The organism is Pseudomonas sp. MF6776, from assembly GCF_016613125.1.
Taxonomy (GTDB): Bacteria; Pseudomonadota; Gammaproteobacteria; order Pseudomonadales; family Pseudomonadaceae; genus Aquipseudomonas; species Aquipseudomonas iridis.
The window spans coordinates 17,654-31,143 of the sequence record NZ_JAENSQ010000017.1; the positions used below are offsets into that span (position 1 = coordinate 17,654).

At 56.5% G+C, this 13,490-nt stretch carries 14 protein-coding genes; all 14 read right to left on the minus strand.

The window, feature by feature from the left end; all coding sequences use genetic code 11:
• Positions 1 to 36: 36 nt before the first annotated feature.
• The 14 genes from glmU to mnmG all read right to left on the minus strand — a co-directional run bounded on the left by glmU (position 37) and on the right by mnmG (position 13,026).
• Positions 37 to 1,404 (minus strand): bifunctional UDP-N-acetylglucosamine diphosphorylase/glucosamine-1-phosphate N-acetyltransferase GlmU, encoded by a 1,368-nt coding sequence (gene glmU / locus JJD74_RS19100; RefSeq protein WP_200616570.1) that lies wholly within the window; start codon positions 1,402 to 1,404, stop codon positions 37 to 39.
• A 117-nt stretch (positions 1,405 to 1,521) separates the two neighbouring features.
• Positions 1,522 to 1,947 (minus strand): F0F1 ATP synthase subunit epsilon, encoded by a 426-nt coding sequence (locus tag JJD74_RS19105; RefSeq protein ID WP_042556889.1) that lies wholly within the window; start codon positions 1,945 to 1,947, stop codon positions 1,522 to 1,524.
• A gap of 45 nt (positions 1,948 to 1,992) precedes the next feature.
• On the minus strand, positions 1,993 to 3,372 hold the full coding sequence (gene atpD / locus JJD74_RS19110) for a F0F1 ATP synthase subunit beta (protein WP_042556890.1): 1,380 nt from the start codon (positions 3,370 to 3,372) through the stop codon (positions 1,993 to 1,995).
• A 27-nt stretch (positions 3,373 to 3,399) separates the two neighbouring features.
• Positions 3,400 to 4,260, minus strand: coding sequence for a F0F1 ATP synthase subunit gamma (gene atpG / locus JJD74_RS19115; protein ID WP_042556891.1), 861 nt, complete (start codon positions 4,258 to 4,260; stop codon positions 3,400 to 3,402).
• A 50-nt stretch (positions 4,261 to 4,310) separates the two neighbouring features.
• Complete coding sequence (gene atpA / locus JJD74_RS19120; protein ID WP_042556892.1) at positions 4,311 to 5,855, minus strand: F0F1 ATP synthase subunit alpha; 1,545 nt, start codon at positions 5,853 to 5,855, stop codon at positions 4,311 to 4,313.
• 21 nt (positions 5,856 to 5,876) lie between these two features.
• On the minus strand, positions 5,877 to 6,413 hold the full coding sequence (locus tag JJD74_RS19125; RefSeq protein ID WP_200616571.1) for a F0F1 ATP synthase subunit delta: 537 nt from the start codon (positions 6,411 to 6,413) through the stop codon (positions 5,877 to 5,879).
• Positions 6,414 to 6,425: 12 nt separating this feature from the next.
• On the minus strand, positions 6,426 to 6,896 hold the full coding sequence (locus JJD74_RS19130) for a F0F1 ATP synthase subunit B (protein ID WP_016772403.1): 471 nt from the start codon (positions 6,894 to 6,896) through the stop codon (positions 6,426 to 6,428).
• A 59-nt stretch (positions 6,897 to 6,955) separates the two neighbouring features.
• Positions 6,956 to 7,213, minus strand: coding sequence for a F0F1 ATP synthase subunit C (gene atpE, locus JJD74_RS19135; RefSeq protein WP_003097235.1), 258 nt, complete (start codon positions 7,211 to 7,213; stop codon positions 6,956 to 6,958).
• A 133-nt stretch (positions 7,214 to 7,346) separates the two neighbouring features.
• Complete coding sequence (gene atpB / locus JJD74_RS19140; RefSeq protein WP_042556894.1) at positions 7,347 to 8,216, minus strand: F0F1 ATP synthase subunit A; 870 nt, start codon at positions 8,214 to 8,216, stop codon at positions 7,347 to 7,349.
• Between the two features lie 16 nt (positions 8,217 to 8,232).
• Positions 8,233 to 8,640: a F0F1 ATP synthase subunit I gene (locus tag JJD74_RS19145; protein ID WP_008084411.1), complete on the minus strand. Its 408-nt coding sequence runs from the start codon at positions 8,638 to 8,640 to the stop codon at positions 8,233 to 8,235.
• A 148-nt stretch (positions 8,641 to 8,788) separates the two neighbouring features.
• The gene (locus tag JJD74_RS19150) at positions 8,789 to 9,661 is read right to left on the minus strand and encodes a ParB/RepB/Spo0J family partition protein (protein WP_047303468.1); all 873 of its coding nucleotides are present in this window, start codon (positions 9,659 to 9,661) and stop codon (positions 8,789 to 8,791) included.
• 9 nt (positions 9,662 to 9,670) lie between these two features.
• Positions 9,671 to 10,468 carry a ParA family protein gene (locus JJD74_RS19155; RefSeq protein WP_007911909.1) on the minus strand — a complete coding sequence of 266 codons (798 nt, stop codon included), beginning with the start codon at positions 10,466 to 10,468 and terminating at the stop codon, positions 9,671 to 9,673.
• An 18-nt stretch (positions 10,469 to 10,486) separates the two neighbouring features.
• Positions 10,487 to 11,131 carry a 16S rRNA (guanine(527)-N(7))-methyltransferase RsmG gene (gene rsmG / locus JJD74_RS19160; RefSeq protein ID WP_042556896.1) on the minus strand — a complete coding sequence of 215 codons (645 nt, stop codon included), beginning with the start codon at positions 11,129 to 11,131 and terminating at the stop codon, positions 10,487 to 10,489.
• A complete protein-coding gene (mnmG, locus tag JJD74_RS19165; protein WP_042556897.1) occupies positions 11,128 to 13,026 on the minus strand; it encodes a tRNA uridine-5-carboxymethylaminomethyl(34) synthesis enzyme MnmG in 1,899 nt (632 codons plus the stop codon). The genes rsmG and mnmG overlap by 4 nt, the downstream gene beginning before the upstream one ends.
• Between the last annotated feature and the right edge of the window lie 464 nt (positions 13,027 to 13,490).

The window sequence follows — 13,490 nt, forward strand, 5'->3', positions numbered from 1 at the left end:
CTGCGATTCCAGATCTCAAAAAAGACTGTGGATAACTCAGTCCTTTTTGATCTTCTCTGGCCGCTTCCAGCCATCAATGTTCTTCTGCCGTGCGCGGCCTACTGCCAACTGAGCGTTATCCACATTCTGCGTAATCGTAGAACCCGCCGCAGTGGTCGCACCATTGGAGATATCCACAGGCGCCACCAATGAGTTGTTGGAGCCGATGAACACGTCCGCGCCCAACACGGTTTTCCACTTGTTGGCGCCGTCATAGTTGCAGGTGATGGTGCCAGCACCAATGTTGGTGCGTGCGCCAATCTCGGCATCGCCCAGGTAAGTCAAATGACCTGCCTTGGCGCCTTCGCCCATGTGGGCATTTTTCAATTCGACAAAGTTACCCACATGCGCCCGGGCTTCGAGCACGGTGCCCGGTCGCAGACGAGCAAACGGACCGGCATCGCTGCCTTCGCCGAGAATTGCACCTTCGATGTGGCTGTTGGCCTTGATCACCACGCCTTTGCGCAGGGTACTGTCCTTGATCACACAGTTCGGACCGATGACCACGTCGTCTTCGATTACGACATTACCCTCGAGGATCACGTTAACGTCGATCAGCACATCGTGACCCACCGTGACCTCTCCGCGTACGTCGAACCGGGCCGGATCACGCAGGGTCACACCTTGAGCCATCAGACGACGACCGGCGCGCAGCTGGTAATGACGCTCCAGTTCGGCTAGTTGCTTACGGTCATTGGCGCCCTGCACTTCCATCGGATCCAGCGGTTGCTCAGTGGCGACGACCAGACCATCGCTGACGGCCATTTCGATAACGTCGGTCAGGTAATACTCGCCCTGTGCGTTGTTGTTCGAGAGTCGGCTCATCCAGTCAGCCAGCCGATTGGCCGGCACTGCGAGAATGCCAGTGTTGCCTTCGGTGATCGCGCGCTGCGCTTCGCTGGCATCTTTGTGCTCGACGATGGCGGCAACTTTGCCGTCGGCGTTGCGAACAATGCGGCCATAGCCCGTTGGGTCGTCGAGCTCCACGGTCAGCAAACCCATCTGCCCTGGAACGACATGCTTGAGCAGGCGTTGCAGGGTTTCGACTTCGATCAACGGCACGTCACCGTAAAGAATCAGCACAGTGTCGGCAGTAATGAATGGCACGGCTTGGGCAGTCGCGTGACCAGTGCCCAGTTGCTTGTCCTGCAACACGAAGTTCAGATCGTCGGCCGCGAGACGCTCGCGCACCACGTCGGCACCGTGGCCGATTACTACGTGGATACGCTGCGGGTCGAGTTGCCGGGCGCTGTGGATAACATGGCCCAACATGGAATTGCCGGCAATCGGGTGCAGCACTTTCGGCAGAGCCGAGCGCATGCGAGTGCCTTGACCGGCCGCGAGGATGACGATTTCGAGAGACATGACTGGCTACCAATCCTGGAGGTCAGCAACTGCGACCGGGGTTCTAGAATTCGGAAAAGAAAAAAGGGTAGCCGAGGCTACCCTTTTTTATCAATCGCACAACAAGCGGATGACGGATTAACCGCCAAACTTCTTGCGGATCTGCTGGACGGTGCGCAGCTGAGCTGCAGCCTCGGCCAGACGTACGGACGCAGCGCCGTAATCGAACTCTGCGCCACGCTCATGCAAGGCAGCCTCGGCAGCCTTGAGAGCTGCTTGAGCCTGAGCTTCATCCAGATCGGCGGCACGTTGCACGGTATCGGCAAGCACCTTGACCATGTTCGGCTGAACCTCGAGGAAACCACCGGAGATGTAGAACACCTCGGCTTCCCCGCCTTGCTTGATCAGGCGGATCGGACCTGGCTTCAGATTAGTGATCAGCGGCGCGTGACCCAGAGCGATACCAAGATCACCCAGTGCACCGTGCGCAATCACCATCTCGACCAGGCCGGAAAAGATTTCTCCTTCCGCGCTGACGATATCGCAATGGACTGTCATAGCCATCTGATTGCCTCAACCTAAATGAGCGCCCGTTGCCGGGCGCCGGGATTACAGTTTCTTGGCTTTCTCGATCGCTTCTTCGATGCCGCCAACCATGTAGAACGCTTGTTCTGGCAGGTGGTCGTAGTCACCGTTGAGGATGCCTTTGAAGCCAGCAATGGTGTCTTTCAGGGAAACGTATTTACCCGAAGCACCGGTGAAGACTTCAGCCACGAAGAACGGCTGGGACAAGAAGCGCTGGATCTTACGAGCACGGTTAACCAACTGCTTGTCGGCTTCCGAGAGTTCGTCCATACCCAGGATCGCGATGATGTCTTTCAGCTCTTTGTAACGTTGCAGAACGTACTGAACGCCGCGAGCGGTGTCGTAGTGGTCCTGGCCGATTACGTTCGGGTCCAGCTGGCGCGAAGTCGAATCCAGTGGATCTACCGCTGGGTAGATACCCAGGGAGGCGATGTCACGGGACAGAACGACGGTGGCGTCCAAGTGGGCGAAGGTGGTCGCTGGCGACGGGTCGGTCAAGTCATCCGCAGGTACGTATACCGCTTGGATCGAAGTGATCGAACCTTCCTTGGTCGAAGTGATACGTTCTTGCAGAACGCCCATCTCTTCAGCCAGGGTCGGCTGGTAACCTACTGCAGAAGGCATACGGCCCAGCAGTGCGGATACTTCAGTACCGGCCAGGGTGTAACGATAGATGTTGTCGACGAACAGCAGAACGTCGTTACCTTCGTCACGGAACTTCTCGGCCATGGTCAGGCCGGTCAGTGCTACGCGCAGACGGTTACCCGGCGGCTCGTTCATCTGACCGTAAACCAGTGCCACTTTGTCCAGAACGTTGGAGTCCTTCATCTCGTGGTAGAAGTCGTTACCCTCACGAGTACGCTCACCCACACCGGCGAACACGGAATAACCGCTGTGCTCGATGGCGATGTTACGGATCAGTTCCATCATGTTTACGGTTTTGCCTACACCGGCACCACCGAAAAGACCGACTTTACCGCCTTTGGCAAACGGGCAAACCAGGTCGATAACCTTGATGCCGGTTTCCAGCAGGTCGTTGCCGCCTGCCTGTTCAGCGAACGAAGGTGCTGGACGGTGAATGCCCCAACGCTCTTCGGTGTCGATTGGACCGGCTTCGTCGATCGGGTTACCGAGGACGTCCATGATCCGGCCCAGGGTCGCTTTACCGACCGGTACGGAGATGGCTGCGCCAGAGTCGGTAACTTCCAGACCGCGCTTCAAGCCCTCGGTGGAACCCATCGCAATGGTACGAACCACGCCGTCGCCCAGCTGCTGCTGAACTTCCAGAGTGGTGCCGGCATCGCTTTGTACTTTCAAAGCGTTGTAGATGCTCGGTACGCTGTCGCGTGGAAATTCCACGTCGATAACGGCGCCGATGATTTGAACGATACGTCCGCTACTCATAGCTGGATCCTCTGAATATTTGAACCGTTAAACCGCGGCAGCGCCGCCGACGATTTCCGAGATCTCTTGGGTGATCGCAGCCTGACGCGCCTTGTTGTAGATCAGCTGCAAATCGCTGATCAAATCACCGGCGTTGTCGGTAGCGTTCTTCATCGCGATCATCCGCGCAGCTTGTTCAGCCGCGTTGTTCTCGACCACCGCCTGGTAGACCTGCGACTCGACGTAACGGACCATCAAGCCATCAAGCAGCTCTTTGGCGTCCGGTTCGTAGAGATAGTCCCAGTGGTGCTTGAGACCCTGATCCGGGGTTGCCACCAATGGAATCAACTGCTCCACGGTAGGCTGCTGCGTCATGGTGTTGATGAACTTGTTGGACACCACGGACAGGCGATCAATACGGCCGTCCAGGTAGGCATCCAGCATCACCTTGACGCTGCCGATCAGATCATTGATCGACGGCTCTTCACCCAGGTGGCTGATAGCTGCAACGACGTTACCGCCGAAGTTGCGGAAAAAGGCCGCACCCTTGCTACCAACGACACACAGATCAATCTCGACGCCGTTTTCGCGGTTTACCGCCATGTCCTTGACCAGGGCCTTGAACAGGTTGGTGTTCAAGCCGCCGCACAAACCACGGTCACTGCTCACCACAACATAACCAACACGCTTGATTTCGCGGTCGATCATGAACGGGTGGCGGTATTCCGGGTTGGCGTTGGCCAGATGCCCAATTACCTGGCGGATACGCTCCGCATAAGGACGGCTAGCAGCCATGCGCATTTGTGCCTTGCGCATTTTGCTGACCGCCACTTTTTCCATGGCGCTGGTAATCTTTTGCGTGCTTTTGATGCTCGCAATCTTACTGCGAATCTCTTTTGCGCCTGCCATGTAACACCTATCAGGTTAGCAAGCGGGAGCCTCGCGGCTCCCGCTGCGGCTTACCAGGTTTGGGTGGCCTTGAACTTCTCGATACCGGCTTTCATGCCAGCGTCGATTTCGTCATTGAAGTCACCTTTAACGTTGATCTTGGCCATCAAATCGGCGTGATCGCGGTTGAAGTAAGCAATCAGCGCTTGTTCGAAGCTGCCGATCTTGGCGATTTCAATGTCAGTCAGGAACCCACGCTCAGCGGCATACAGCGACAGCGCCATGTCAGCGATCGACATTGGTGCGTATTGCTTCTGCTTCATCAGCTCGGTAACGCGCTGACCATGCTCAAGTTGCTTACGGGTCGCTTCGTCCAGGTCAGAAGCGAACTGGGCGAATGCCGCCAGTTCACGGTACTGAGCCAGAGCGGTACGGATACCACCGGAAAGCTTCTTGATGATCTTGGTCTGAGCGGCACCACCCACACGGGATACCGAAACACCGGCGTTCACTGCAGGGCGGATGCCCGAGTTGAACATGGCCGATTCCAGGAAGATCTGACCGTCGGTGATCGAGATCACGTTGGTCGGAACGAACGCGGAAACGTCGCCAGCCTGGGTTTCGATGATCGGCAGTGCGGTCAGGGAACCGGTTTTGCCGGTCACTGCGCCGTTGGTGAACTTCTCTACGTATTCTTCCGAAACGCGGGATGCGCGCTCCAGCAGACGGGAGTGGAGATAGAACACGTCGCCTGGGTAAGCTTCACGGCCTGGTGGACGGCGCAGCAGCAGGGAAATCTGGCGGTAAGCCACTGCTTGCTTGGACAGATCGTCATAAACGATCAGCGCGTCTTCACCGCGGTCGCGGAAGAATTCACCCATGGTGCAACCGGAGTACGGTGCCAGGAACTGCAGCGCAGGAGATTCCGAAGCACTGGCAGCCACGATGATCGTGTTGGCCAGGGCGCCGTTCTCTTCCAGCTTGCGAACCACGTTGGCGATGGTCGATTGTTTCTGACCGATCGCTACGTAGACGCAGAAAATGCCGCTGTCTTTCTGATTGATGATCGCGTCGATCGCCAGAGCGGTTTTACCGATCTGACGGTCACCAATGATCAGCTCACGCTGGCCACGGCCGACAGGAATCATGGCATCGACAGCCTTGTAGCCAGTCTGTACAGGCTGGTCTACCGACTTACGCCAGATCACGCCTGGAGCAACTTTCTCGACCGCGTCGGTCTGAGTGTTGCCCAGTGGACCCTTGCCATCAACAGGGTTACCCAGTGCGTCGACTACGCGACCCAGCAGTTCCTTACCAACAGGAACCTCGAGGATGCGGCCGGTGCACTTGGCGCTCATGCCTTCGGCAAGAGACTGGTAAGCGCCCAATACTACGGCACCTACGGAGTCTTGCTCCAGGTTGAGGGCCATACCGTAGACGCCGCCCGGAAACTCGATCATCTCGCCGTACATTACGTCGGCCAGACCGTGAATCCGCACGATGCCGTCAGATACGCTGACGACAGTGCCTTCGTTACGGGCTTGGGAGGTCACATCGAGCTTATCGATGCGGCCCTTGATAATTTCACTTATTTCGGAAGGATTGAGTTGCTGCATTGCTCTGCTGCCCCTTCAAACTCAAGATTTCAATGCTTCGGCAAGTTTCGCGATTTTGCCGCGAATCGAGCCATCGATAACCAGGTCGCCGGCGCGGATGACAACACCCCCAATAAGGGCTTTATCTTCCTCGACTTGCAGGCGCACTTCCCGGTTGAGTCGTGCACTGAGAACCTTGGCGAGTTTGTCTTGCTGTTCTTGGTTCAATGCAAAAGCACTGGTCACTTCAACGTCTACCGACTTCTCTTGCTCGGCCTTGTACAGGTCGAAAAGAGCGGCTATCTCCGGCAGAAGCGGGAGACGGTCGTTTTCGGCAACGACATTGATGAAGTTCTGTGCCTTCACATCAAACTTGTCGCCGCACACGTCAATAAACGTGGCGGCCTTTTCTGCGCTCGTCAGTCGCGGGGCCTTGAGCACGCGCTGCATGGTGTCGTCTCGCGACACCGCTGCAGCCAGGCCGAGCATGGCTGACCAATTGGCCAGTTGCTGGTGGGCCTGAGCGTGCTCGAAGGCCGCCTTAGCGTAAGGTCGGGCCAACGTGGTCAGTTCTGCCATGATCGCCCTCGCTTAGATTTCAGCAGCCAGTTGGTTAACCAGCTCTGCGTGCGCGTTTTGATCGATTGTGGCACCCAGGATCTTCTCGGCGCCGCCGACAGCCAGCAAACCCACTTGGGCGCGCAGCTTGTCTTTGACACTGTTCAGTTCCTGTTCGATCTCGGCTTGAGCCTGAACCTTCACACGGTCAGCGTCGATACGGGCCTTTTCAACGGCCTCTTCGACAATCTGGTTACCGCGTTTCTTGGCTTGCTCGATGATTTCAGCTGCTTGAGCCTTCGCTTCGCGCAGTTGCTGACCCGCTTTTTCTTGGGCCAACTCCAGGTCGCGAGCTGCACGGCTGGCAGCGTCCAGACCATCAGCGATCTTCTTTTGACGTTCGTGCAGAGCAGCAATGACCGGAGGCCAAACATACTTCATGCAGAACAGTACAAAAATCAGGAACGCAACGGACTGGCCAATCAGGGTCGCATTAATGTTCACGCCAACACCTCGCAGTTACGTTGTCCATCACATCAAATTACTCGGAAGAATCCGGGTAATTAGCCAGCGATCTGACCAACGAACGGGTTCGCAAAGGTGAAGAACAGAGCGATACCAACACCGATCATGGTTACGGCGTCGAGCAGACCGGCAACGATGAACATTTTAACTTGCAGCATTGGAACCATTTCTGGCTGACGCGCTGCGCCTTCCAGGAACTTGCCGCCCAGCAGGCCGAAACCAATTGCGGTACCCAGTGCGCCCAGGCCGATCAACAGTGCAACAGCGATAGCGGTTAGACCAACTACAGTTTCCATCTTTCCTCCCGACTTTTACGTCGTATGGTTTAGGTTTTTTAGATTAAAGCGGTAAAACAAATCGTTTCAGGTGCCCTGTGAAGAGCCCCTTCCCGTTTGACCGGGAAGGACATCAGACTAGTCGAGACTGGTCTTAATGGTTTTCTTCGTGCGCCATCGACAGGTAAACGATGGTCAGCATCATGAAGATGAACGCCTGCAGCGTGATAATCAGGATGTGGAACACAGCCCACGCCCACTGCAGAACAACGCCCAGGCCGCTCAGCCAGAGCAGACCGCTGCCGAACATCACAGCGATCAGAATGAACACCAGCTCACCGGCATACATGTTGCCGAACAGACGCAGAGCCAGAGAGATCGGTTTAGCGATCAGGGTCACGAATTCCAGCAGGAAGTTCACCGGGATCAGCAGGGCTTGAACGAAGATGTTCTTGCTGCCGAACGGGTGCAGGGTCAGTTCGCCGATGAAGCCGCCGATGCCCTTGACCTTGATGCTATAGAAAATGATCAGTGCGAAAACCGACAACGCCATGCCCAGAGTCGCGTTCGGGTCGGTAGTCGACACGGCGCGGAACGGGATGTGAGGGTCACCGGAGATCAGGATGGCCAACTGAGGAATCCAGTCGACCGGTATCAGGTCGACGGCGTTCATCAGGAACACCCAGACGAAGATGGTCAGTGCCAGCGGTGCAATCACCGGGCTACGGCCATGGAAGCTGTCTTTCACGCTGCCATCGACGAATTCGACCAATACTTCAACGAAGTTCTGCAAAGCACCTGGCTGACCCGAAGTCGCCTTCTTTGCCGCCATGCGGAAAAGAAGAACGAAGATCAGACCCAGCGCAACCGACCAGCCGAGAGTATCGACGTGGAAAGCCCAGAAGCCCATTTCTTTGGCTTCTGCTGCGGTGTGGGCAAAGCCCCAGCCGCCGTTGGGTAGCTGACCGAAGGTCAGGTTCTGCAAGTGGTGCTGGATATAGCCCGAAGCGGTTGTTTCTGCCATGGTTGCCTCAAACGCCCTAAGGTCTCGAAAGTCTTGTTCTCATCAGCAGGGGAGCGAACCAGCTGACCGACTGAGTCAGCACGAACACGCCGAATACTGCTATCGGCGCCAGCGGCTTCACACCTGCAAACACCAGTGCAAAGAGCACTGCCGTCAAAATCAGTTTGCCTGCCTCGCCGGCATAAAATGACCGGACGATGGACTGGGCTGCTCGGGCGCCGGAAAACCGAAATGCCTTATGAGCGAAATATACATTGGGCAGCAAGGCTATCAGGCCTCCGCAAAGTCCCGAGTATCCGGCAACGACTCCGTGCCATTGCCAGAGCGCCAAAGCGGCAATGAGCAAAATGACAAATTGAGCCATTAACACCGGAAAAACCGCCAGGCGATGGAACGGCAGGCGGTTTGGCTTGCGGGTTTCCATCACATTTGCTCTCCAATGGTCGGCTGCCAGAATTCAATAACTTGGCATAATTTGTGCCGACAAAATGCGCGCAGAGTATAGGGGCGGTTCTGCCCCTATTCAACTGTCAGGTAGTGATTTCCGACTGCCCGCTACATGAGGAAATGTTTCAGCGGATGTGAGCGAGCACACCTTGAAGCTCATCGAGCGAGTTGTAACCGATCACCAACTGGCCTTTTCCCTTCTTCCCGTGGCGAATCTGCACCGCAGAGCCTAGGCGCTCGGCCAGACGCTGTTCGAGACGAGCGATATCGGGGTCGGGTTTGGTGGCTTCCACAGGCTCCGGTTTGCCACTCAACCACTGGCGAACCAGTGCTTCAGTCTGACGCACGGTGAGGCCTCGTGCGACAACATGTCGCGCCCCTTCTACCTGTTGATTGTCCGGCAGACCGAGCAAAGCACGGGCATGACCCATTTCCAGGTCGCCGTGAGACAGCATGGTCTTGATGACTTCCGGCAACGCAATAAGCCGTAACAGGTTAGCCACAGTCACGCGTGACTTACCCACAGCCTCGGCAACTTGTTGCTGAGTCAGCTGGAATTCCTGCTGCAAGCGTTGCAGCGCGACCGCTTCCTCAATCGGGTTGAGGTCTTCGCGCTGGATGTTCTCGATCAAAGCGATAGCGATCGCGGTCTCATCCGGCACATCGCGGACCATCGCCGGGATGGTTTCCTGACCGGCCTGCTGGCTGGCGCGCCAGCGACGCTCACCCGCGATAATTTCAAAGCGCCCATCACCAATCGGTCGAACCACGATCGGTTGCATCACGCCTTGCGCCTTGATCGACTGCGCCAGTTCTTCCAGCGCCTGCGGGTCCATGTCGCGGCGAGGCTGGTATTTGCCCCGCTGGAGCAAGTCCAGCGGCAGGTGTTGCAGCTCACGCGTGTCAGCTTGTGCGGCTTGTTCTTCCAGCGAGCTGACAGTCGGACCACTCAGCAGTGCATCCAGTCCACGTCCGAGACCTCGTTTCTTGACGGCCATGGGGATTCCTTAAGTTGCCTGAGCGGCAGCAATGCGTGAATTTTTGCGCTGACGACGAACCATCTCGCCTGCCAGGGCCAGGTAGGCCAGTGCGCCGCGCGATTGCTTGTCGTACGCCAGAGCCGGCATGCCGTAGCTCGGAGCTTCGGCGAGACGGATATTGCGCGGAATGACCGTGTCGTACAGTTGCTCGCCAAAGTGTTCCTTAAGCTGCGCCGAGACATCGTTCATCAGGCTCAGGCGCGGGTCGTACATGGTGCGCAACAAACCTTCGACTTTCAGATTCGGATTCAGCAGTTCGGCGATACGCTTGATGTTATCCACAAGGTCGCTCAACCCTTCGAGCGCAAAGTACTCGCACTGCATGGGGATAATCACCCCGTCAGCGGCTACCAGTGCGTTGAGAGTGAGCATCGACAGCGACGGTGGGCAGTCGATCAAAATGTAATCGTAATTTTCCCGGATCGGCGCCAACGCGCTGCGCAGGCGGCTCTCCTTCATCTGCATTTCCAGCAGAACCACTTCAGCGGCTGTCAGGTCGCGGTTGGCCGGCAGCAGTTGATAACCGCCGTGCTCGGAATAGTGCATGGCCTGAGCCAGATCGCATTCACCGATCAGCAAGTCATAGACCGAGTTTTCCAGACCGTGTTTATCCACACCGCTACCCATGGTGGCGTTGCCCTGTGGATCGAGATCGATCAACAGCACCCGACGCTTGGTCGCGACCAGGGATGCTGCGAGGTTGATGCAGGTGGTGGTCTTGCCCACACCACCCTTTTGGTTCGCTATCGCGAATACCTTAGCCATTCTTGCTTGTGTTCCCAATCATGCCGTGCGGCGCAGTATCAGCAGATGGCGTTGGCCTTGGCAACCGGGTACGGCCAAGGCGTGTTCGCTATCGAGTTTGAAGTCTGCCGGCAATGCTACCAGCTCATCGGCCGGATGAACGCCCTTCATTGCCAGCCAGCGTGTATCGGCATCGCCGAGATGGCGAGTCCAGTTACTGAAGTTTTCCATGCTGCTGAACGCCCGGGAAATGATCCCGTTGAAAGGCTGAGCAGGTTGAAAGGCTTCGACGCGACTGTGGATAACTTGCAGGTTATCCAGTTTGAGTTCGAGTTTGACCTGAGTCAGGAAGCGGGTTTTCTTGCCGTTGCTGTCCAGGCAGGTCACTTGCGAGTCCGGATACAGGATCGCCAAAGGGATCCCCGGCATACCGCCACCACTGCCGACGTCGAGCCAGCGGCCGTTTTCGATGAACGACATCACGCTCAGACTATCGAGCAAGTGACGCGAAACCATTTCGTCCGGATCGCGCACAGCCGTGAGGTTGTAGGCCTGGTTCCATTTGATCAACAAGGCCAGATAACCCAACAGCAATTCGTGCTGGGTTTCAGTGAGATTGATCCCGAGCTCGCGGGCTCCTGTGGATAACTCTTCGGCGTGTTGCGAAGTGACCTTAGAACTCAAGCGCTTTGCTCCAACTGACGGCCCGCGCCGCGTTTTTTCAAATGAATCATCAACAGCGAAATCGCTGCCGGGGTCACGCCCGGGATCCGTGAAGCCTGACCCAGCGTCTCTGGACGAGTCGCGCCGAGCTTGCTCTGGATCTCCTTGGAGAGACCGGAAATGTTGGTGTAATCGATATCCACAGGCAGTTTCGTGTCTTCACTGGCGCGCAGACGGGCGATTTCGTCCTGTTGACGATCAATGTAACCGGCGTATTTGGTCTTGATCTCGACCTGTTCGGCGACCTGTGGATCTTCGGCGCCGTGCCCGGTCACTTCGACCAGACCAGCGTAGTCGATTTCCGGACGACTCAAGAGGTTGAGCAAGTTGTATTCGTGGGTCAGCGGAGTACCGAATTTTTCCGCAATGGCATCGCCCTGTTGCGTGCCCGGGCGTACCCAGGTGCTTTTCAGGCGCTGCTCTTCGAGTTCGATGCTTTCGCGTTTCTTGCAGAAAGCCGCCCAACGCGCGTCATCGACCAGACCCAGCTCGCGACCTTTTTCAGTCAGGCGCAGGTCGGCGTTGTCCTCGCGCAGGATCAGACGGTACTCGGCACGGGAAGTGAACATGCGGTACGGCTCTTGGGTACCCAGTGTGATCAGGTCATCGACCAGAACCCCGATATACGCTTCATCGCGGCGCGGGCACCAGGCTTCTTTGCCCTTCGCACGCAGTGCCGCGTTGGCCCCGGCCAGCAAACCCTGGGCGCCGGCTTCTTCGTAACCGGTGGTGCCGTTGATCTGCCCGGCGAAGAACAGACCGCCGATGACTTTGGTTTCCAAGCTGTACTTCAGGTCACGCGGATCGAAGTAGTCGTACTCGATCGCATAACCGGGACGCACGATGTGCGCGTTTTCCATGCCGCGAATCGATTGCACGATTTGCAATTGCACGTCGAACGGCAAGCTTGTGGATATCCCGTTCGGATACAGCTCATGGGTGGTCAAACCTTCCGGTTCGATGAACACCTGATGGCTTTCCTTGTCGGCAAAGCGGTGAATCTTGTCTTCAATCGACGGGCAGTAACGCGGGCCGATGCCTTCGATCTCGCCGGCAGCGGAATACATCGGCGAACGGTCGAGGTTAGCGGCAATGATTTCGTGAGTACGGGCGTTGGTGTGGGTAATCCAGCAACTGACTTGCCGCGGATGCTGTTCCTTGTTGCCCATGAACGACATCACCGGGATCGGCGTATCGCCCGGTTGTTCGGCCATCACCGAGAAATCCACAGATCGGCCATCGATACGCGGCGGCGTGCCGGTTTTCAATCGACCCACACGCAGCGGCATTTCACGCAGACGATGTGCCAGAGCAATCGATGGCGGATCACCGGCACGACCGCCCGAGAAATTCTGCAAACCGATGTGGATAAGTCCACCTAGGAACGTACCGGTGGTCAATACCACGGAGTCGGCGAAGAAACGCAGACCCATTTGTGTGACAACACCGCGTACCTGTTCCTGTTCAACGATCAGGTCATCGGCAGCTTGTTGAAATATCCACAGGTTGGGCTGGTTTTCCAGAATTTCGCGGACAGCGGCTTTATACAAAACCCGGTCGGCTTGCGCACGAGTTGCCCGTACGGCTGGGCCTTTGCGGCTGTTCAACACGCGAAACTGGATGCCGCCCTTATCGGTAGCCATGGCCATCGCGCCGCCAAGGGCGTCGATTTCCTTGACCAGATGGCTTTTGCCAATGCCACCGATGGCTGGGTTACAGCTCATGGCACCGAGGGTTTCCACGTTATGCGTCAGCAACAGGGTTTTTGCCCCCATACGTGCTGACGCCAGTGCTGCCTCGGTACCGGCATGACCGCCGCCGATGACGATCACTTCAAAACGGGAAGGGAAATCCACCACGCACCTCGTGCCTGCTTAAGTAGGTAATTCAGGAATAGTTTGAGATCAGGTTTCTGAACCCGGTCGACAAGTATAGGGACTTCGCCCTTCCTAAAGAACCCTCTGCACAAAAATTAACCAGCTGTGGAGAACTCGAGCTTAAAAGAATAAAAAAGAAAGAAATTTATAAAACCTTTGTTTTAATGCTTATTCTTACTGGGCATGATTTCTGTGGATAGATCTCTACAGGCCTTATTTTTCAACGTGTACAGAGATTCAAAACCCTGTGGCCATGTGGCCATGAGCGACTTGGATAACCGGTTTAAGCCTGTGGATGAAAGGGGTGGTTATCCACAGAGCGAGTTATATCCAGTTTTCAGGCCCTGTTATCAACTGATCTCAGTGGCAGTTATTCACAGGGCTTAAACCACAGAAAATTGACGAATGAACCACTCGCGCGCAGGCGAAAGTCGCCCTGGGCG